The organism is Roseobacter sp. YIN89 (genome assembly GCF_057219365.1).
This window is the reverse complement of record NZ_JBXVVD010000003.1, coordinates 300,163-318,850: the sequence shown is the minus strand read 5'-3', so window position 1 is coordinate 318,850 and position 18,688 is coordinate 300,163. Positions and strand designations below refer to the sequence as shown.

Annotated in this window: 19 protein-coding genes; 7 read left to right on the top strand and 12 right to left on the bottom strand. The window is 57.1% G+C overall.

Going from position 1 to position 18,688, the window contains the following annotated elements; translation table 11 throughout:
* Nucleotides 1-19: 19 nt before the first annotated feature.
* Nucleotides 20-1,414, top strand: a complete 1,395-nt coding sequence (locus AC2D8V_RS13860) for a diguanylate cyclase (protein ID WP_484734169.1) — start codon at nt 20-22, stop codon at nt 1,412-1,414.
* Nucleotides 1,415-1,424: 10 nt separating this feature from the next.
* Here AC2D8V_RS13860 and AC2D8V_RS13855 read toward each other — a convergent pair whose 3' ends face one another.
* From AC2D8V_RS13855 to AC2D8V_RS13840, 4 genes are all read right to left on the bottom strand, one after another.
* Nucleotides 1,425-1,922: a periplasmic heavy metal sensor gene (locus AC2D8V_RS13855; protein WP_484734168.1), complete on the bottom strand. Its 498-nt coding sequence runs from the start codon at nt 1,920-1,922 to the stop codon at nt 1,425-1,427.
* Nucleotides 1,923-2,294 carry a hypothetical protein gene (locus AC2D8V_RS13850; protein WP_484734167.1) on the bottom strand — a complete coding sequence of 124 codons (372 nt, stop codon included), beginning with the start codon at nt 2,292-2,294 and terminating at the stop codon, nt 1,923-1,925.
* Entirely contained in the window at nt 2,281-2,865 is a 585-nt protein-coding gene (locus AC2D8V_RS13845; protein WP_484734166.1) for an RNA polymerase sigma factor, read from the bottom strand. Before AC2D8V_RS13845 ends, AC2D8V_RS13850 begins: the two co-directional genes overlap by 14 nt.
* 75 nt (nt 2,866-2,940) lie before the next feature.
* The gene (locus AC2D8V_RS13840) at nt 2,941-3,393 is read right to left on the bottom strand and encodes an EF-hand domain-containing protein (protein ID WP_484734165.1); all 453 of its coding nucleotides are present in this window, start codon (nt 3,391-3,393) and stop codon (nt 2,941-2,943) included.
* A 233-nt stretch (nt 3,394-3,626) separates the two neighbouring features.
* Here AC2D8V_RS13840 and AC2D8V_RS13835 point away from each other — a divergent pair, with 233 nt between their 5' ends.
* Nucleotides 3,627-4,013, top strand: coding sequence for a DUF983 domain-containing protein (locus AC2D8V_RS13835; protein WP_484734559.1), 387 nt, complete (start codon nt 3,627-3,629; stop codon nt 4,011-4,013).
* Nucleotides 4,014-4,051: 38 nt separating this feature from the next.
* Entirely contained in the window at nt 4,052-4,756 is a 705-nt protein-coding gene (locus tag AC2D8V_RS13830; protein WP_484734164.1) for an NUDIX hydrolase, read from the top strand.
* Between the two features lie 5 nt (nt 4,757-4,761).
* Here the strand turns inward: AC2D8V_RS13830 and AC2D8V_RS13825 are convergent, their stop codons facing one another.
* The 6 genes from AC2D8V_RS13825 to AC2D8V_RS13800 form a co-directional block, all read right to left on the bottom strand.
* A complete protein-coding gene (locus AC2D8V_RS13825; RefSeq protein WP_484734163.1) occupies nt 4,762-5,682 on the bottom strand; it encodes a DMT family transporter in 921 nt (306 codons plus the stop codon).
* A gap of 30 nt (nt 5,683-5,712) precedes the next feature.
* On the bottom strand, nt 5,713-6,411 hold the full coding sequence (locus AC2D8V_RS13820; protein ID WP_484734162.1) for an SDR family oxidoreductase: 699 nt from the start codon (nt 6,409-6,411) through the stop codon (nt 5,713-5,715).
* 44 nt (nt 6,412-6,455) lie between these two features.
* The gene (locus AC2D8V_RS13815; protein ID WP_484734161.1) at nt 6,456-7,931 is read right to left on the bottom strand and encodes a carnitine 3-dehydrogenase; all 1,476 of its coding nucleotides are present in this window, start codon (nt 7,929-7,931) and stop codon (nt 6,456-6,458) included.
* A complete protein-coding gene (locus tag AC2D8V_RS13810; protein WP_484734160.1) occupies nt 7,928-8,431 on the bottom strand; it encodes a lipocalin/fatty acid-binding family protein in 504 nt (167 codons plus the stop codon). The genes AC2D8V_RS13815 and AC2D8V_RS13810 overlap by 4 nt, the downstream gene beginning before the upstream one ends.
* On the bottom strand, nt 8,428-9,342 hold the full coding sequence (gene bcoG, locus AC2D8V_RS13805) for a 3-dehydrocarnitine:acetyl-CoA trimethylamine transferase BcoG (RefSeq protein ID WP_484734159.1): 915 nt from the start codon (nt 9,340-9,342) through the stop codon (nt 8,428-8,430). The genes AC2D8V_RS13810 and bcoG overlap by 4 nt, the downstream gene beginning before the upstream one ends.
* Nucleotides 9,343-9,457: 115 nt before the next feature.
* Nucleotides 9,458-10,501, bottom strand: coding sequence for an aldo/keto reductase (locus tag AC2D8V_RS13800; RefSeq protein WP_484734158.1), 1,044 nt, complete (start codon nt 10,499-10,501; stop codon nt 9,458-9,460).
* A gap of 148 nt (nt 10,502-10,649) precedes the next feature.
* Here AC2D8V_RS13800 and AC2D8V_RS13795 point away from each other — a divergent pair, with 148 nt between their 5' ends.
* The 4 genes from AC2D8V_RS13795 (at nt 10,650) to metG (ending at nt 15,019) form a co-directional block, all read left to right on the top strand.
* Entirely contained in the window at nt 10,650-11,267 is a 618-nt protein-coding gene (locus tag AC2D8V_RS13795; RefSeq protein WP_484734157.1) for an ImuA family protein, read from the top strand.
* A gap of 60 nt (nt 11,268-11,327) precedes the next feature.
* Nucleotides 11,328-11,924 carry a YceI family protein gene (locus tag AC2D8V_RS13790; protein ID WP_484734156.1) on the top strand — a complete coding sequence of 199 codons (597 nt, stop codon included), beginning with the start codon at nt 11,328-11,330 and terminating at the stop codon, nt 11,922-11,924.
* A gap of 64 nt (nt 11,925-11,988) precedes the next feature.
* Nucleotides 11,989-13,218, top strand: coding sequence for an MFS transporter (locus AC2D8V_RS13785; RefSeq protein WP_484734155.1), 1,230 nt, complete (start codon nt 11,989-11,991; stop codon nt 13,216-13,218).
* Between the two features lie 76 nt (nt 13,219-13,294).
* Complete coding sequence (gene metG / locus AC2D8V_RS13780) at nt 13,295-15,019, top strand: methionine--tRNA ligase (RefSeq protein WP_484734154.1); 1,725 nt, start codon at nt 13,295-13,297, stop codon at nt 15,017-15,019.
* A gap of 137 nt (nt 15,020-15,156) precedes the next feature.
* Here the strand turns inward: metG and AC2D8V_RS13775 are convergent, their stop codons facing one another.
* Nucleotides 15,157-17,766 carry a methyl-accepting chemotaxis protein gene (locus AC2D8V_RS13775; RefSeq protein WP_484734153.1) on the bottom strand — a complete coding sequence of 870 codons (2,610 nt, stop codon included), beginning with the start codon at nt 17,764-17,766 and terminating at the stop codon, nt 15,157-15,159.
* A 355-nt stretch (nt 17,767-18,121) separates the two neighbouring features.
* Nucleotides 18,122-18,676, bottom strand: a complete 555-nt coding sequence (locus AC2D8V_RS13770; RefSeq protein WP_484734152.1) for a tetratricopeptide repeat protein — start codon at nt 18,674-18,676, stop codon at nt 18,122-18,124.
* Nucleotides 18,677-18,688 lie beyond the last annotated feature (12 nt).

Genomic DNA, 18,688 nt, shown 5'->3' with positions numbered 1-18,688 from the left:
CAGAAAGGACGCGTGGCGCGTGCAGGGTAAAATACTCATTGTTGATGCGATTTCGACCAACCGCATCGTGTTAAAAGTAAAACTCGCCTCGGCGTTTTACGAAGTTATTCAGGCTGGGACCGCGGATGAAGCTTGCGTCGCGGCACTCAGACACGGCCCAGACGTCATTATTTCAGCCATGGCGTTGCCGGACGGCGATGCGGCAGAGCTTTGCCGCCGTCTGAACCGCAACCCGCAAACTCGAGCGATCCCAGTGATGGTGGTTGCAGGGCGATCGCACACGCAATCACGACTTGCCGCTTTGGAAGCAGGTGTACAGGACGTAATGATCAAACCGATTGAAGACACCCTTCTTTTGGCGCGTGTGCGCAGCCTGATCCGGGCCCATAACACAATGGCAGAGTGGCAGATGCGAGATGACACGTCACGTGCCTTGGGGTTTGCCGAAGAACAGGCCGATTTCGGCCCACCCGGCCGTGCCGTTGTGGTGGGTGCCATGAACGACACTGCCGAAGCATGGATTGAGCAAGTGAGACCGCACCTGCGATGCTCCATCAGCGCAACAGCCCCCGAAACCGCGCTCCGCGATCTGGCGCCGGGTCGGGTCCCTGATGTATTTGTTCTGGTTCTCAAGGAAGGCGACCAGCACAGCGGGGACGTTTTGCGGCTGTTGGCGGCGGTCCGCGCAACGGCGATTACCCGGCATGCCGGGATCTTGGTAATCCAGCCCTCTCCCGACCCCAGATTGGGCGCTTACGCGCTGGATCTGGGCGCAGACGATCTAATGGTCGAAGGGTTCGAAGCGGTGGAATTCAGCTTGCGTGTAAAAGCGCTTTTGCGGCGCAAACGGATCGCTGACCAATTGCGCGCCACGGTGCGAACGGGGTTGAAAGCAGCCGTGTGCGACCCGCTCACAGGGTTACACAACCGACGTTATGCCATGCCCCATCTGACGCGTGTTGCCGAGCATGCCGCGGCCACGGGACGCAGCTTTGCCGTGATGGTCGCCGATCTGGATCATTTCAAAAAGATCAATGATGTCTACGGCCATGCCTCTGGCGACGCGGTCCTCGTTGAATCGGCACGACGCCTGCGTGAAAACCTGCGGGGCGTCGATCTGATCGCACGCATTGGCGGTGAGGAATTTTTGATTGTAATGCCTGCGACACCGCTCGTTGAGGCGCGGGTCGCGGCCAGCCGGTTATGCCGCAGAATCTCTGGCGAGGGCTACAAAGTGCCCGGATCGGCCACGCCAATTGAGGTGACCATCTCGATCGGACTGACCATGGGTGGTTTACGACGCTCGGTGACCCCTCGTGACGCGAATGAGCTGTTGGATGCAGCCGACAAGGCGCTTTACGAGGCCAAGATCCAAGGCCGCAATCAGGTGAACATCAAAAGGCCCGCAGCCTGAAATCGTCGGGTCAGCGACGCGCGGGGCCCCGCTTCATCCCCGCCTCTACCGCGTCGGCATAGTGCGACCGCTCCTCTGCAGACATCTTTGTTACCTTACCGATCCATGCCTGACGCGCGGCGTTCTGCACGGCCACAGCCGTGTCAGCCTGCACTGTTGTTGCAGCAATAAGCCGTGCCTCATCGAATGGTTCGGCGCGCAAGCTTGCCAGAACTTCGCGGAACATGTCGCGCCGCGCGCGCCTGTCCGGCAAGTCGCTGCCCAAATCGTCACGGATCTGGCGGGCGATATCGCGGCGCTGAGACTTGGACAATGCGCGCATATAGGGCGCACCAAAGGCAGCAATATCAGGCGCAGCCCCTGCCCGCGCACCCACCCCATCTGAACGGGCAAATGCCCCGATGATCACGCCTGCGATTGCCAGATTAAGAGCCAACGACACCCCAAGGGTCACCTTGACCCAGAGCGCAGTTGCCGTTTTCGGTTGGTTTGGCGCATTGTCATCCATTTATAATTCCTCTTCGAGGTCCCAGCCAAAGCCGGAAAGCTCGGCTGCCTCATCACTAAAGGCGTACTCCCCGCCCCCCCACAACACGAGCGCGGCATCAGGCACGCCTGCGGGCGGATTAACACCGATCCAAAAGCCGGCACAGGTCGCCGCGGCCAAACCGCTCATCGCAGGCCACCCGCCCAAAGCGCGCACCAAGCGTTTGAAGGTAAACTCTTGCCGACGCGGCGGCGGGGCCGGTTCAGGTTGCAACTGCCGCGCGTCCGCGAGTACGCGTGCCGCAAGCCCGGGCGGCAGTTCATCCGGCTGACGTGCGGCTTCAGCCAGAAGGGCATCCAGTGCCCGCATTTCTGATTTTTCATCCCGTGTCATCTTCGAACCCCAATTCAGCCTTTCGGCCCGCCATGATTTCGGCCAAAGCCCTTTTACCGCGCGCCGTAAGGCTTTCCACTGCGCGCAGCCCGATATCCATGATTTCCGCAATCTGCGGATTGGACAATCCTTCTATGTGCCGTAACACAACCGCTTGCCGCTGGCGCTCGGGCAACCTGTTCAACCCGTCTTGCAGCGCGTCCAGCCGCGTCTGTGCCTGCAGCCGGTCCTCGGCACCGGGGGTGTCGTCCAATGGCTCTGCAATCTCGTCCAGACCGACCCCACGACGCCGCCGCAATCGATCCGTGCACAAATTTGCCGTTACTCGAAACAGCCAGGTTGACGGCTTGGCTTCGCCTGTCCGCCATGCACCGGCGATCCGCCACAGTCTCAGCATTGCTTCTTGCGACACATCTTCCGCCTCGGTCGGATCTCCAAGCATACGACTTGCCTGCCGATAGACAGCAGGCAAAAGCCGCGCGGTCAAAGCTTCTGCTGCACGGTTATCGCCGCGCGCATAGGCCTGCAACAGAGCCTCATCTGACAAGCCGTTCTGTACGTCCAAAGCCAAATCCCGTTACCACCGCGTGACGCTGCGATGTGGTCGTGCCAACTAAGGCACGACCAACCGCTCGTATCAACCTGCTCAGTTCTTCGGGCCGTTCCCCTTGTGCCGCTTCATCCTGTCGCGAGCGGCGTCAAACTCTGCCTTGGAAAGGCTGCCGTCACCATCGCTGTCCAGCCGGTCAAAGCGTGCTTCGGCGCGACGATCCTGTCTCAGTTCATCACCCGACAAAACGCCGTCACCATTGGCGTCACGCCGTTCGAACATCCGCTGTGCACGCTTTTTGGCTCGCTCTTCAACCTGAGCTGTCAGCTCTTCGAGGCTTAGTGCGCCGTCGCCGTTGCTGTCTGTCGATGCAAATCGTGCCTGCCGCGCGGCCGAAAGCTCTTCGCGGGTCACTTTCCCATCGGCATTAACGTCCAGTTCATCAAAAACCGGTGCCGCGTCGCCGCCCGCCGAACGCGCCGTCGCGATGCCTGCCGTCAGAGAGGCCGCCCCCAAAACCACCAGCGTGATAAAGACCGTATGTTTCATGTGTCACTCCTGTTTTTACCTGCCTGACACTTTTTTGTGCCTGACAACCAATAAAACGGCGCAACTTTGCCTTTCCGTCGAAAAAATCCCAATTATTTCGCGACATCCCGACGCAGCGACCGGACGCCACCTTTTAATTCCGGCGCTGCCCACTCAATTTACTGGTTCAACAAGATCAAGGACCGTGGGCTGTGAAGGACACTGCTGACCATATCCAACAGCTGGATGCTAACCTGGACTACGCTCCAGACATCGAAAACCGCGATACGCGGCGTTCGATTTTGCGCGGCTGGCGGAGGAAGTGCCCGCGCTGCGGCAGCGGACCGCTGATGAAATCCTATTTGAAAGTCAATGATACCTGTGCGGTGTGCCGTGAAGATTTGCACCATCATCGCGCGGACGACGGTCCGGCGTATCTGACAATCCTGTTTGTCGGGCATCTCATGGCGCCCTTGCTTCACATTGTCTTTGTGACGTGGCGGCCTGATCCTTTGACACTGTTTACAATTTTTGCAGTTGGCTGCGTTGCACTCTCGCTTTATCTTCTGCCAAGGCTGAAAGGCGCGATCGTTGGGTTTCAGTGGGCGCGCCGCATGGGCGGGTTCGGCAAGTCGTCGTAAGCCGACCTGCCCCAAAGTCGCAGGCACAGGGGCAGGAAGTGACATCACAAGACAAAACCGCAATCCGCGACGCCGCAACGGTCATAGCAATTCGAGACAGGCAAACCGCCCCTCGTATTCTTATGGGTCAGCGCGGTACCAAGGCCGCGTTCATGCCCAGCAAATTTGTGTTTCCCGGCGGCGCTGTGGATGTTGGTGACACTGCAATCGCAGCCGCTCGACCGCTGCCGGAATTGTGTCGGCGACGGCTGGCCGAAGACACCGAAACCGACCTTTCTCATGCACTTGGCATCGCTGCCATTCGAGAGATGTGGGAAGAGACCGGTATGATTTTGGGGCAGAAAGGCGTTTGGGCAGAAACACCACCGCAGGACTGGCTCAATTTCGCCGCGACAGGCCATGTTCCTGACATGGCCGCGCTTCAATTCGTGTTTCGTGCCATTACGCCACCGGGCCGGCCAAGACGGTTTGATGCACGCTTTTTTTTAGTGGATGCGTCCGACATCGCCAGTGATCTCGATGATTTCTCAGCCGCTTCTGACGAGTTATCTCACCTGCAGTGGATTGGCCTTGATGATATCCGGTCGCTCGATATGCCGTTTATCACCGAAGTGGTGTTAAGCGAAATTGCCGCCCGCGTCTCTGATACGGCACCCCCGAAAAGCGTGCCATTTTTTAAAAACCGGGATGAGCAAAGCCTGTTTCGCCGTCTTTACGGCGATGCCGCATCACAGCCAACGTAGTGACGTCAATCGATCACGAGGATCAGCATCAGGATTGAAAGTGTCAAAACGGCCATTCCTGTGAGTTCACGCGCACTACTGCGTTCTGAAAAAACCAGCATCGAAGCCATGAGACTGAAGATCAGCTCAACTTGGCCAACTGCCTTTACATAAGCTGCGGCCTGTAAGGTAAAAGCAAAGAACCAGCAAAACGAGCCCGCGAGCGACAAAAGGCCAACCCACACTGCAGTTTTTCGCGCCGCCCAGACAGCGCTCACCTGCCCGGAATCCCGCCACCGGAGCCACAGGGCCATGCCGATCATCTGCATTGCAGTTACCGCCGATAGCGTCACGCCAGCCCGCAAGACGGGATCTTGTGATGCGATCTCAAGCGATGCGCCACGATAACAAACAGCCGAAACGGCAAACAAAACACCCGATGACAAGCCGAGGAAAACGCTGCGGTTCCACAAAATATGCACACCCCACCCGCGCACTTCCGGCGGGGCTGACAGCAGCAACACGCCAACGAGGCCCACAGCTATGGCCCCAAACCCTGCCCAAGTGACCTGATCCCCAAGCAACAGGTAACCGATAACAACCGAAAGGATCACCTCGGTCTTCATCAGGGTCACGCCTACCGCAAAATTCCGCGTCTTGAACAGTGACACCACACAGACCGTCGCAATGACTTGCGCCAACCCACCTAGCATTGCAAAGGCCCAAAACTGACCAACCAACGGCGGCAATACGCTGTCACTTGTCGCGAGATACATAACGTTGGCGCAAAAAACGATCGGTGCTGAATACAAAAACCGCGCAAAGGTGGCCCCGGTCGGGCTCAGCCCTTCCATCGACAGAACTTTTTGCATCACAAATCGTAGTGTCTGAAACCCCGCCGCGGCCAATGATGCAACAATCCAGAGCGCAGGTAACGCCTCAAACATGGCGCGGTATCACTTGTCCTACAGCGCCGATCACAGCTTTGGGTCCGGGTTCTCGGTGTGACCGTCCACCGCGATAACCTGCCCCGAAACCAACCGCGCCGCCCGAGAGCCAAGAAAGACCGCCATATTTGCGATGTCCTCCGCTTCGACAAACTGGCGCATCGATGTACCGGCAGCATATCCACGATAAACGTCATCGCGGCTCATGCCTTTGGCTGCTGCCTCGCGTGCCAAAACGCCTTCCATACGCGGCCCTTCTACCGCGCCCGGACAGATGGCGTTGGCGCGTATTCCAAACGGCCCCAGTTCCATCGCGAGCGTTTTCATCAAGCCAATAACCGCCCATTTTGCCGCTGCATAAGGTGCGCGATGCGGGTACCCGAATAGCCCGGCAGTGGATGAGGTCAGGACGATCGACCCGCGACCCGCGACTTTCATAGCAGGCACTGCACATTTAGCCGCTATGAAAGCACCATCCAGATTGACAGAAATGCAATCTTTCCAATCTCTTATGGAAATATCTTCAACAAGTTCTGTCGGTCCGGCGACGCCGGCATTTGCACAAAGTACTTCAAGCGCGCCGACCTCGGAAAAGATGTCTTGCATCTGTTTCTCATCGCGGACATCCACGACGAAATGGTGCCAGTTTGTCGGGCAATCCTCCAGTGCTGCAGCATCAACGTCTGTTACAAAGACATCGTACTTGGCGGCGGCAAATGCGTCTGCCATGGCCCGCCCGATCCCTGTAGCACCTGCTGTGATTAGAACACGCCTCACCGCGGTGCGCCGATCGCACGCCCAGCGCCTTCCGGTCGCGGAAGATCGGCATGTGCCGCAGCGATACGCTGCAATGCCGCGTCAATCAGTGCACTTGGGGCCGACGGCCGGCGGGTCTCCAGACTGACGTGAAGCAAGAAGTGCTCTCCTGTGGCGAGCAGTTTCTCACCTTCGTACATCTCGTGCCACAAATGCATCTTTTTTCCACCCCCCAAAAGCACCTGTGTCTCAATGCGAATAACTGCACCCGCGTGCACTTCGTCGAGATGGCGAATGTGCGTCTCGGCTGTAAAATAGCTGCCGCCGGTCGCGATATAGTCTGCGTCACATCCGATCAACTCCATAAAACGATCAGTCGCGTCAGCAAACGCTTCGAGATATTTGGCTTCATTCATGTGGCCATTGTAATCCGTCCAATCCAGCGGCACCGCACGGTGGCCTGTTATGATCGGCTTTGACAGGTCTTCGATATCCTCCGCCTGCAAATCAAGATCCGTGCCCGCACGCAGATTTTTTTCATGCGCATTCAGCAGAGCGCCGGCACCCCAATTCTGCACCTTTAGCGCGCGCATCATTGCAATCAGATTGTCGTCGCGAATGCGCTCAAGTTCCCGTATCGAATAGGCACCGGACTGCGCATCCGACTGCTCGGCAATCTGGTCGACTAATTCGTCGGTAAATTCCGGCACATCCATCAACTTGGTCCACGGCCATGACAGCGCCGGCCCGAACTGAGCCATGAAATGACGCATTCCCGCTTCGCCACCTGCAACCCGATAGGTTTCGAACAAGCCCATTTGGGCCCATCTGATGCCAAAACCGTACCGAATGGCATCATCGATCTCTTGTGTTGTTGCGATCCCGTCCTTGACCAACCAAAGCGCTTCGCGCCACACCGCCTCGAGAAAGCGATCAGCTACATGTGCATCGATCTCTTTTTTCAGATGCAGTGGATACATTCCGATCTGCGTCAGAATATCCTGCGCGGTCGTTGTTTTTGACGCATCGTTTTGCTCGGTGGTCACCAATTCGACCAAAGGCAGCAAATAAACCGGGTTGAACGGGTGGCAGACAAATATCTGGTCCGGGTGCAACGCCCCTTGCTGCAATTCGGACGGCTTAAATCCCGACGTAGACGATCCAATGATCGCCCCCGGGTCACAGGCTTTTTGTACCTGGGCAAAGGTGTCGCGTTTGATATCCAAGCGTTCGGGAACGCTCTCTTGTATCCACTCTGCAATCGAGACAGCCTCAGCAATTGTGGAATGGAATGAAAGGGTGCCTTCCGGCGGCAACACCGCGTTGGTCAGACCGGGCAGGCTGCGTCGCGCATTGTGCAAAACTTCATTTATCTTGCGCTCTGCCTCGGGATCGGGATCGAACACCCGAACGTTCCAGCCGTTGAGCAGAAAACGCGCCAACCATCCACCACCGATGACCCCACCGCCGATGATTGCTGCCGTTTGTGTCATTGGATCGTCCTTTTCAAACGGCTGACATCCCAGCCGTAGAATGCAAAAACATCCCGCGCGGCCCGCGCGCGGTCAGAAGGAATTTCGGGGGCGCGGTTCAGTACGGCGCCGAAACTGCCAGAAGATGTCCCGATCGCTGCGCTTTGAAATGACTCGTCCACCCACATCACCACCAGCGTATCGCCATCGCCCGAAACGGGTATTAACTCGCCCGGAACACCCTCACGATAAAGTCCGGCCACTTCCGGGACTTCATTGCTGGTGATGCGCAGATGCGCGACTTCGGCAGCGGGGGTAACAACCAGTGGCGCCATTTCTCTGGGATCAAAGCTCGCAACAAGCAACCACTCGCCGGAGAATGCCAATGCATCGAACCGCGACGTTGCGCCCAAAGGCACGGAAGCATCTCTAAACCCGGTTTCGGGCGCATCAAAGCTGCATGCAGTCACCGCGACAACGCTGAGACACACCATCAGCCAGCGGCAACACAGGGATATCATGACGCCGGAGCGCGTTTTTCCAAGCCCAGCTTGTCGCGCACGTCCTGCGGGCCAACGACCCGCGCGCCCATGTTTTCAATGATTGACACGGCTCGTTCTACCAATTGCCAGTTTTCAGCGAGCACGCCCTTTTCAAGCCACAAGTTATCCTCAAGCCCCACGCGTACATTCCCGCCCGCAAGCACAGCGGCGGCGACATAGGCCATCTGGTTGCGCCCCAGTGCAAACCCGGAAAACGTCCAGTCATCAGGCACATTATTGACCATCGCCATGAAGGTATTCAGGTCATCCGGCGCGCCCCACGGGACGCCCATGCAAAGTTGCACCAACGCAGGTGAGTCCAGCACCCCATCCGCCACAAGTTGTTTGGCGTACCACAGATGACCGGTATCGAATGCCTCGATCTCCGGTTTGACGCCCAGTTCAGTCATACGACGGCCCATATCGGTAAGCATGCCCGGGGTATTGGTCATCACGTAATCCGCTTCAGCGAAATTCATGGTACCACAGTCAAGGGTACAGATTTCCGGCAAGCATTCCGCCACATGCGCCACACGCTCTGCTGCACCGATCATATCGGTACCACTCTCGTTCAAAGGCAGCGGTCGGTCACTGCTGCCAAAGACCATGTCGCCCCCCATACCCGCCGTCAGGTTCAGCACCACATCAACCTCCGCATCTCGAATGCGATCGGTCACTTCACGGTAGTATACAAGGTCGCGGCTCGGCGTACCGGTGTCAGGATCCCGTACGTGGCAATGAACGATCGCCGCGCCAGCCTTCGCGGCGGCAATTGCACTTTCGGCAATCTGTTTTGGCGATCGCGGCACATGTGGGCTGCGGTCTTGCGTACCACCGGAACCAGTCACCGCACATGTAATGAATACTTCCCTGTTCATTGTCAGCGGCATTGTATGCCCCCCTCTTTTTTATACCCTCAGGTGCCACCTCACCTCGGTTTTGTATAGCGGATCAAGCGCTCGCTTCGCAGCCGGTAAAGCGACACCATCCTTGCCGCAACCGGCATCAGTACGGCATCGGATGGGCCCGGTGCACCGTATCAATGTCCGCAAGCACCTGCTCGGACAATTCGAGATCCGCGGCACCCAGGCAGACTTCGAGCTGCTCCATCGTAGTTGCACCAAAAATGATTGACCCCATAAACGGACGGGTCTTGCACCACGCCAGGGCCATCTGCGTCGGATTCAATCCATGCTTCTGCGCTACGTCAAGATACCCCTGAACCGCGTCAAAGACACGATCCGTCTTGCGCCCGCCAAGATCACTATTGAGCGACATACGTGATTTTTCCGGCATCGCCCCGTTCTGATACTTGCCCGTCAACAAGCCCGCAGCAAGCGGCGAAAACGCCAGCAAGGGCACATCTTCCTGCACGCTCATTTCGGACATGTCGGTGTCGTAAAGCCTGCACAGAAGCGAGTATTCGTTTTGTACGGACGCCACCCGCGGCCCACCGACGTTTTCGGCCGCCTGCAACCACTTGGTCGTCCCCCAAGCGCTTTCATTGCTGAGGCCGAACGCGCGAATGGTGCCGCGTTTGACCTCCTTTTGGAGCGCCTCCAAAGAATCTTCCATATGGGCCTGAGTGTCGAGCATGAGTTGGCCAGACGGGTCATAGCTCCAGTTTTTGCGAAACATATAGCTTCCGCGGTTCGGCCAATGAAACTGATAAAGGTCGATGTAATCTGTCTTGAGACGCCGCAATGATCCTTCAATTGCCTCGGATATGGTTTTTGACGAAATCGGCGCCCCGTCACGAACATACCGCATGCCTTCGCCCGAGTGTTTGGTTGCAAGGATTACGTCCTCGCGCCGTTCGTCGCGTTCAAACCATAGCCCAATGATACGCTCGGTGCGTCCGATCGTCTCCTCTGACACGGGATTTACCGGATACATTTCAGCGGTGTCGATGAAGTTGATGCCTGCATCAAGCGCGCGGTCAATCTGGTCATGCGCCTCTTCGACGACGTTTTGTGTCCCCCATGTCATCGACCCAAGACAAAGTTCCGAAACCTCTATTCCAGAACGCCCCAATGGCTTCATTTTCATAAGTCGATCCCTTTGACTGGCACCAATGCGCTGAACTTCACAGGTTGTAGTGCATCTGGATTTAACGTTTCTCTAGCACCCTGAGTTTTTTGCCCTTGATCGCAAGTTCAAAGTTGAGAACAAACAAAGAACATACTAAATTATTCGCATGTCCGCTGTTCACCCTCTCCTTTCGCGCCGTCCTGCGCGTGCCGCACCCAGCTATTCGCTGCTGCCTGGAGCCGCCGAGCTGCAACTGACGCAAGGCCGTGTGCATGAAGCGTGTGGACCGTCCCGGCGCACGTTCGCATTATGGCTTGCCGCGCAAACTGATGGGCCCGTATTTTGGGTTGCCACCGACTGGGAAAAGGACAGGCTGCACGCAGATGGAATAAGCGCCTGGATTGATCCATCCAGACTGCTTTTCGTGGCACCGCGCCGTGCCGAAGACATTCTGTGGACGCTCGAAGAGGTCTTGCGTTCGGGCGCGGTGGCGCTTGTTGTAGCTGACTTACCTGCTTTGCCTAACCTGACACAGATCAGACGTATGCATCTGGCCGCAGAGACAGGGGCCAATCTGGGTCAACACACCCCTATGGGGCTGTTGTGCACACCGGGTGATGGTGGCGCACCGGGCGTTGAAACACGCTGGCAACTGTCACCCCGGCACGCAGCCGATTGCGACAGCTGGCACCTGCAACGCCTGCGCGCCCGCACAGCGCCACACAAAAGCTGGACCATCCACCAACCTCATGCAAGCCCGGCACCTCAGATCAAGACTGCGTGAAACGATCGGAAAACCTGAAGTTCCGGTATAGATAACCTGTAAACCGCAAAAGGATGCTTGATGCGCCCCCTCATCAGTCGACGCCACTTCATCGCAGCCGGCCTTTGCGCCTGCGGCACGCCAGCTCTCAGCACGGCTCGGCGTTACCAGCTGATAACGGCGGTTTCGGCCATTAACTTTGCGTTCCTGCTCAATGGCACAACTCAGCAAGGCACCCTCCCCGTGCAAACGGCCAATATCCAGATTGACGTTGACCGCCTGAAGGAATCTTCTGCCGAAGTGACCGCTGATGTAACCCAAGCACGCACGGGGTTTGTTTTGATGACACAAGCACTTCTCAGCCCTGCAGTGCTTGACGCGACGACCTACCCAACCGTGCATTTCCGATCAACCGACATCACTCTGGGTCGCACAGGGCGCATCTCTGAAGGTGCAAAGATAGAAGGTCTTTTGACCCTGCGCGGCGTGACCCACCCGATCATCCTGTCGGCGCGAGTATCACGCCCCGCAGGAACTCCATCAGACGCACTGGAGAGACTGAGCGTGCAACTGACGGGCGAAATAAGCCGGACGCGTTTTGGCGCCGCAGGATACCCTGCGCTTGTCGCCGACGCCGTCGCACTCGACATTCGCGCAGAACTGCGCGCCACCACCTAAAAGCGACGCCCTTTGTCGAATAACCGATAGGCGCAGACAGGGCAGCGTCTATGGTGCCTGTATTATGCGCCTCCTGATCTCCTTTGCTGCCCTCTTTTTGTCCGTCATTCTTTTACAACTGTCCTCCGGAGGTGTCGGACCGCTTGATGCGCTCTCGGGCATCGCGCTCGACTTTACAAAACAGCATATCGGCCTTCTTGGCTCTGCCCATTTTTTGGGGTTTTTCATCGGCTGCTGGTGGGCGCCACGACTGATGGGCAGTGTCGGGCACTCGCGGGCTTTTGCAGCCTTCACCGCAGCAGGCGCAATTGGGCTGATGAGCCATATGCTGGTAATTGACCCTTATGCGTGGGCCGCAATGCGCATCGCCTCGGGCATGTGTGTAGCTGGCTGCTATACAGTGATCGAAGCGTGGCTTCAGGCTAAAGTAACCAACGAGACGCGTGGGCGCACCATGGCTGTATATCGTGTTGTAGACATGACAGGCTCACTGGCCGCACAGATGATCATCAGCGTTCTCGCTCCGGCGTCCTACGTGTCGTATAACCTGCTGGCCATTATCTGCTGCGCAGCCCTGCTGCCCCTCGCCCTGACGCGCGTCCAGCAACCGCCGACGCCAAGTTCGCCACGGCTGCGTCCCGGCCTTGCCAGCCGCCGTTCTCCGCTGGCAGCCGCCGCGGTGGTCGTTGCGGCCCTTTCAAGCGCGTCCTTTCGCATGGTTGGTCCTGTGTACGGGCAGGAAGTTGGCCTGAGCACAGATCAGATTGCCTATTTTTTGTCGGCCTTTGTTTTGGGGGGCGCGGTTGCGCAGTATCCGGCTGGGTGGCTGGCAGACAAATATGACCGCCGCTGGGTGCTGATCTGGCTTTCGCTGGCGGCCATCGCAAGCTCTGTGATCACCATACTGTCAACAGGGCTGGGCACATCAGGGATCATGCTGACCGCTGGTTTTTTCGGCTTTACAACATTTCCGATCTATTCGGTTGCCGCCGCGCACGCGCATGACTTTGCCCGCGATGACGAACGCGTAGAGCTTTCCGCCGCCCTTATGTTCCACTTCGCCCTCGGCGCCATTGCCGCGCCGTTTCTCGCGTCTGTGTTGATCGAGGCCTATGGTCCGGCAGCATTGTTTGCCATGATCGCCGCGGGGCACCTTCTGCTCGTCGTCTTTGGATTGGCGCGTCTCAGCGCACGCCCGACGCCTGTGAACAAGACCAGATACACCTACAGCCCACGCACATCCTTTACGATTGGCCGACTCACAGGCTGGAGCCGCCGTAAAGGCGACGAATAAGCGCGTTTTGCCCGTGGCTCTTTATCGCAAGCTGCGGTAATTGGGACAGAACGCAAAAGACCAAACGGGGCATTTCATGGCGCGCCACCTTATCACTTCGGCCATTCCCTACATCAATGGCATTAAACATCTCGGCAATTTGGTAGGCAGCCAGCTGCCCGCTGATCTCTATGCGCGTTACCTCAGGGCACGTGGACATGAAGTCTTGTTTTTGTGCGGCACTGATGAGCACGGGACACCGGCTGAACTGGCAGCAGCCAAGGCAGGCAAGCCGGTGGCTGAATATTGTGCGGAAATGCACGCGGTTCAGGCGCAAATCGCGCAGGGGTTTCGCCTGTCGTTCGACCATTTTGGCCGGTCGTCCAGCCCGCAAAACCACAGGCTGACGCAGCATTTCGCCGGACGTTTGCATGACGCAGGCTTGATCGACGAGGTGTCAGAAAAGCAAGTTTACTCTAACGCAGACAAACGCTTCCTTCCTGATCGCTACATCGAAGGCACGTGCCCAAATTGCGGGTACGACCGCGCTCGCGGCGATCAGTGCGAGAACTGCACCAAGCAGTTGGATCCAACCGATCTGATTGATCCGCGATCTGCCATCTCTGGGTCCACCGATCTGGAGGTGCGCGAGACAAAGCACCTTTACCTGCGGCAATCAGCGCTGAAAGACGATCTTGATGCTTGGATCGACAGTAAAAAAGACTGGCCGGTCCTGACCACGTCGATCGCAAAGAAGTGGCTTCATGACGGCGATGGTTTGCAAGATCGTGGGATCACGCGCGATCTGTCGTGGGGCATTCCGGTGAAGAACGGCGACAAAGACTGGCCCGGAATGGAGGGTAAGGTCTTTTACGTCTGGTTTGACGCACCTATTGAATACATCGCCTGCGCCAGTGAGTGGGCGCAAGCGAAAGGATTGGACGACGCGGCATGGGAACGGTGGTGGCGCACAGACAAAGGCGCCGATGATGTGCGCTACACGCAATTCATGGGCAAGGACAACGTTCCGTTTCACACGTTAAGCTTTCCGGCAACGATTTTAGGCGCAGGCGAACCTTGGAAAATGGTCGACCACCTGAAGTCTTTCAACTACCTGAATTATGATGGCGGTCAGTTCTCGACATCGCAGGGTCGTGGGATTTTCATGGATCAGGCGCTCAACATTCTGCCCGCTGATTACTGGCGTTGGTGGCTGCTCGCACATGCACCCGAAAACAGCGATGCTGAATTCACGTGGGAAATCTTCCAATCGACCGTAAACAAGGACCTTGCGGATGTTCTGGGCAACTTTGTAAGCCGCATCACCAAATTCTGCAGGTCCAAATTCGGCACAGAAATACCGGACGGCGGCGAATTCGGGCCTGACGAAGAGGCTGTCATCGCGTCTATGTCGGACAGGTTTGAAGCTTATCAACGCTGTATGGACCGGATGGAGGTTCGCAAGTCCGCGCAAGAGCTTCGGGCGATCTGGGCCAGCGGCAACGAATATCTGCAAACAGTGGCACCATGGACAACGTTTAAACAAGACCCTGAAAAGGCGGCGATGCAAACGCGGCTTGGTCTGAATATGGCAGCCCTTTTTGGCGCTATTTCGTCACCTTTCATCCCGGATGCTGCCGAAAAGATCGCGCAAGCCTTTCCCGCGGCACCCGCGGCCTGGCCAACCGACATCCGAGAGGCGTTGACGTCGATGACCCCGGGGCAAAGCTTTTCGGTGCCCGAAGTCTTGTTCGCAAAGGTATCGGATGATGACCGAGCGTCTTGGGCTGCACGGTTTGCAGGAAGTGATAACGCTGAATAGGCATTAATGAAAGCCGCGGCCTTGGCTAACCGTGGGTGTTATTCGCGATCTTCCCGTCAGCCAGCGCGCTGTGTCCGAAGCTGCCTTTTTGTTGGAAACCGCGTCTGCTTTGGCGTCTGATATTCGGCCGGGCACGATCAAAATTCCTCCCACCCAGCGTCCAGCTCAGTCTCTAAATTTTCGGCCAAGGCGGCATTGCCGGCCGCCTTTACCGGTGGGCTGGGTTGGACAGGAAACGGGGCATTGTCTTTGCGAGATCCGTTTGGTTCAGGTTTGCCGACCGGCGATGACCTGGCCCCCGCATTGTTCAAGCGGAAGCGCGCGACCGCGGCGACCAAAGCATCCGCCTCCGATGTCAGCGCATGACTCGCGGCAGTTGTCTCCTCGAACATCGCTGCATTTTGTTGCGTGACACTGTCCAGCTCGTTCACTGCTGTATTGATCTCGTTCAACCCGGTAGACTGTTCGCGCGCCGACGCTGCAATGGTTGCCACTCGTTCAGAAATCTCTGCGACCGAGTCAACGATAGCCGACAATGCCTCGCCGGTCTGGTCTACCAACATCACGCCTTGCTGGACTTGGTCACCGGAACTGGAAATCAGCTCATTGATTTCACGCGCAGCGTCAGACGATCTTTGTGCGAGAGCACGCACCTCTGTCGCCACAACCGCAAATCCGCGCCCGGCTTCTCCGGCACGTGCGGCTTCCACACCTGCGTTCAGCGCCAAAAGATTGGTTTGGAAAGCAATGTCGTCGATCACGGACGTGATCTTTGAAATTTCTTGGGAGGATGATTTTATACCATCCATCGCCTCGACGGCCAAACGCGCCACGTCTCCACCTTTCTCTGCATTCGACTGGGCGTCATCCGAAATTTTGGCTGCAGCATCAGCACCTTCAGCCGCGCTTCTGACAGAACTTGTCAATTCGTCCAGAGCGGCAGCTGTTTCTTCGAGTGTTGCCGCTTGTTTTTCTGTGCGTCGCGACAGGTCGTCCGCCGCAGATGTAATTTCACGGGTTTCGTTACGAATGGAATCTGCGTTCTGCGTAACGGCTCCCACCGCCTGCTGAAGCGAAACCAGAGCATCATTGAAGTCGGAGCGCAATTGCTCGTACTCCTGCGGGAAGGACGCGACGAGGGTTTTGGTCAGATCACCTTCGGCGAGGTTCTTGAGTGCCACACCCAACTCTGTGACAACATGCACCTGTTCTGCGGCAATTCGTTCCTGTTCTTCTTGCGCAAGTTGCGACGCGTGCTCGGCTTCGGACACGTCTGTACCAAGAAAGATAATCCGCTCAACCCGACCTGCGGGATCTGAAACAGCAGCAAATCCTCCATCAAGAATTGAACTTTCAGCATCGGCATTGTGCGACTTGATCAGGAATTTACCTTTCACGGCCTGACCGGAAAGCACCGCGTCCACCAGCGAGGAGGACGTAAATCGGCCGCTGGTTTCTCCGTCAAAAACATCGCCGAGCTGCAACCGGTCAGTGGAATTGGCAATACTTCCCAATACCGCAAGGCCATTTTCATTGGCACCGTCAAATTCACCGCCATCCAGAAATTCAAGACGGATCTGATTTTCGTCAATTGCACCCAGCAAAGCAGCATTGCGGCCGGACTGCGTGCGGTCACTCCACTGTATCACGGCACCGATCATTTCCCTGTCACGGCCCAAAGCCGCGTTGAGCTTGACCTCGAAACTGGCGTCACCGATCCGAATTGTCCTGGCAAGGGGCAACGCCGCAGCCCCCCTTTTCGATATGTCGTCAACTTCTCGAGACAGGCTCGTGAAGTCGGAGAGATCGGCCCCTAGTGGGGCGTCGGGATCCAACCCCTTCCAATCGCGCAATATTTCATCGGAGATATTTTGCAAAAGCGCTTCGCACGACGGATTGACAAAGATCAGTTTCAAGTCGCTGTCCACTACCATCATCGGCGCGCTGGAGCCTTCAAAAGCAGCACTCTTAAATGCGCTTTCCAGTTCCGCATTTTTGGCGTCCGCAAGGGCCATCCGAAACGTATCGAGGCGCCTTGCCATCTTTCCCATTTCATCACCGCGTTTCACATACGGTACGTCGACATCGTAATCGGCCTTGGCCACGCGATCCATGACAGACTCTATCCTAGACAACGGCTTGGACATTTGTGCGCGCAAGAAGGCACCGGTCACGATAAGGCTGATCAGCATCACACCCACGCCGATGGCCAAGCTGCGTTCCCGCGACGCCTGCAATTGCGCCAGTTGATTTTCATTTGACCAACCGGTGACAACAACGCCCGCCACATCCGCCGTGTCTCCGAACAGGGATGGAACCGCCGTCATCAAACCGTTTGCAGCGGTTGCAGGAGCGCCTGTTTCCAGAACTGACTGAGCCAATTCACGCGCTGCGGAGACATCGAAACGTTCGTTCTCGGTTGCGAATAGCTCGCTGCCATTGGCGGCCACGACAAAACCGCCGATTGCGTCCGGCTCAGCCGCGCTGATCACATCCGTCAAGGATTGCTCGACCGCTTGCTGATTGCCAAAGCGCATGGCACCACTCAATTGAAGCGCAAGCAAGCCTGTCACTTCGCTTGCGCGCTCGCCCAAGGTTGCATTCACCATCGCACCCTTCGAGCGCCCTTCCAGCAGAGATATCGTTCCCACGACCGACACGACACAGATGAATACCATAAGGGTACACTTTGCGAACATTGTGTTGAACGGATTCATCCGCTTCTTGGACTGCTCTGATTGGGCCATCTTGGTGTCCTCTGATAGGGTTAAAGCCGCGCGGCATGTGCCATCGCGCCCAAATTCGTCCTTCGGGCTATCAAACAAGCGTTTCGGAGCGCTTAACGCCCAATGTTTTGAGGATCACAGCTTGCTAAAATTTTTCTAAAGCAGCGCAGCCCAAGCACCGGTCGTCCTGCAATCAGCGCTGCGGTAAGGTGTAAATTTGTATGCGACCGGCATCGTTGGCCCACTTACGTTCAGCCCGTCTTGAAGCTAGACAAACTGGCGATAGCGATGCGTATCGCGCCGGGCAAACCTAGCTGCAGCGCAGCACATAGTATCTAGTCCTGGTGGTTCCGTGTGCGCGCAGCACCCGCACCTATCAGAGGTCTTCGCCTTTGGGTGCGAGCGGGCCGCCATCCATCATGAGGAAACGTTCTGACAGCCATGGGTTCACGTCCAAGGCGGCAATCAACTGTGTGCGCGCGTCATCCGTCCGGCCAAGGTTCATCAGCGTCAACGCCCGGCCAGACAGCGCCCCAACATGGCGCGGTGACAAGGCGAGCGCTGCGTCAAGATCGACAAGCGCTTTCTCATAGTCTCCGGTCAGAAAATAGATGAACGCACGTTGATTGTATCCTTCGGCATAGGAAGGGCAGTAGTCGACAAGCTTGTCATAATGCACCAGCGCGCCTTGAAAGTCATAGTTTGCCCGCCGACGCATGCCATTATCCAACGCCTCTTGCGCGGCGGCATCGGGCGCCGTTAGCCATAGCTCCCACATTTTGCCGGAAACATCGCGTGCGGCGCGGTCATCAGGCGCTGCCCGGATTTCTGAGATGAGAACATCCATATCAGCAGTGATATCGCGGGCGGCAGGGCATTCGGCCAGCACGGGACCGGACAGAAAAAGAAAAGCAAAGATCAAGCGTGTCATACCGCTATGGTG

Excerpts from the sequence above, each read along its gene's own strand:
- AC2D8V_RS13785 (WP_484734155.1), top strand. The coding sequence starts at position 11,989 with ATGCGCCTCCTGATCTCCTTTGCTGCCCTCTTTTTGTCCGTCATTCTT.
- AC2D8V_RS13790 (WP_484734156.1), top strand. The coding sequence starts at position 11,328 with ATGCGCCCCCTCATCAGTCGACGCCACTTCATCGCAGCCGGCCTTTGC.
- AC2D8V_RS13800 (WP_484734158.1), bottom strand. The coding sequence starts at position 10,501 with ATGAAAATGAAGCCATTGGGGCGTTCTGGAATAGAGGTTTCGGAACTT.
- AC2D8V_RS13855 (WP_484734168.1), bottom strand. The coding sequence starts at position 1,922 with ATGGATGACAATGCGCCAAACCAACCGAAAACGGCAACTGCGCTCTGG.
- AC2D8V_RS13840 (WP_484734165.1), bottom strand. The coding sequence starts at position 3,393 with ATGAAACATACGGTCTTTATCACGCTGGTGGTTTTGGGGGCGGCCTCT.
- AC2D8V_RS13770 (WP_484734152.1), bottom strand. The coding sequence starts at position 18,676 with ATGACACGCTTGATCTTTGCTTTTCTTTTTCTGTCCGGTCCCGTGCTG.
- AC2D8V_RS13815 (WP_484734161.1), bottom strand. The coding sequence starts at position 7,931 with ATGACACAAACGGCAGCAATCATCGGCGGTGGGGTCATCGGTGGTGGA.
- metG (WP_484734154.1), top strand. The coding sequence starts at position 13,295 with ATGGCGCGCCACCTTATCACTTCGGCCATTCCCTACATCAATGGCATT.
- AC2D8V_RS13775 (WP_484734153.1), bottom strand. The coding sequence starts at position 17,766 with ATGGCCCAATCAGAGCAGTCCAAGAAGCGGATGAATCCGTTCAACACA.
- AC2D8V_RS13810 (WP_484734160.1), bottom strand. The coding sequence starts at position 8,431 with ATGATATCCCTGTGTTGCCGCTGGCTGATGGTGTGTCTCAGCGTTGTC.
- AC2D8V_RS13850 (WP_484734167.1), bottom strand. The coding sequence starts at position 2,294 with ATGACACGGGATGAAAAATCAGAAATGCGGGCACTGGATGCCCTTCTG.
- bcoG (WP_484734159.1), bottom strand. The coding sequence starts at position 9,342 with ATGCCGCTGACAATGAACAGGGAAGTATTCATTACATGTGCGGTGACT.
- AC2D8V_RS13825 (WP_484734163.1), bottom strand. The coding sequence starts at position 5,682 with ATGTTTGAGGCGTTACCTGCGCTCTGGATTGTTGCATCATTGGCCGCG.
- AC2D8V_RS13820 (WP_484734162.1), bottom strand. The coding sequence starts at position 6,411 with ATGGCAGACGCATTTGCCGCCGCCAAGTACGATGTCTTTGTAACAGAC.
- AC2D8V_RS13795 (WP_484734157.1), top strand. The coding sequence starts at position 10,650 with ATGTCCGCTGTTCACCCTCTCCTTTCGCGCCGTCCTGCGCGTGCCGCA.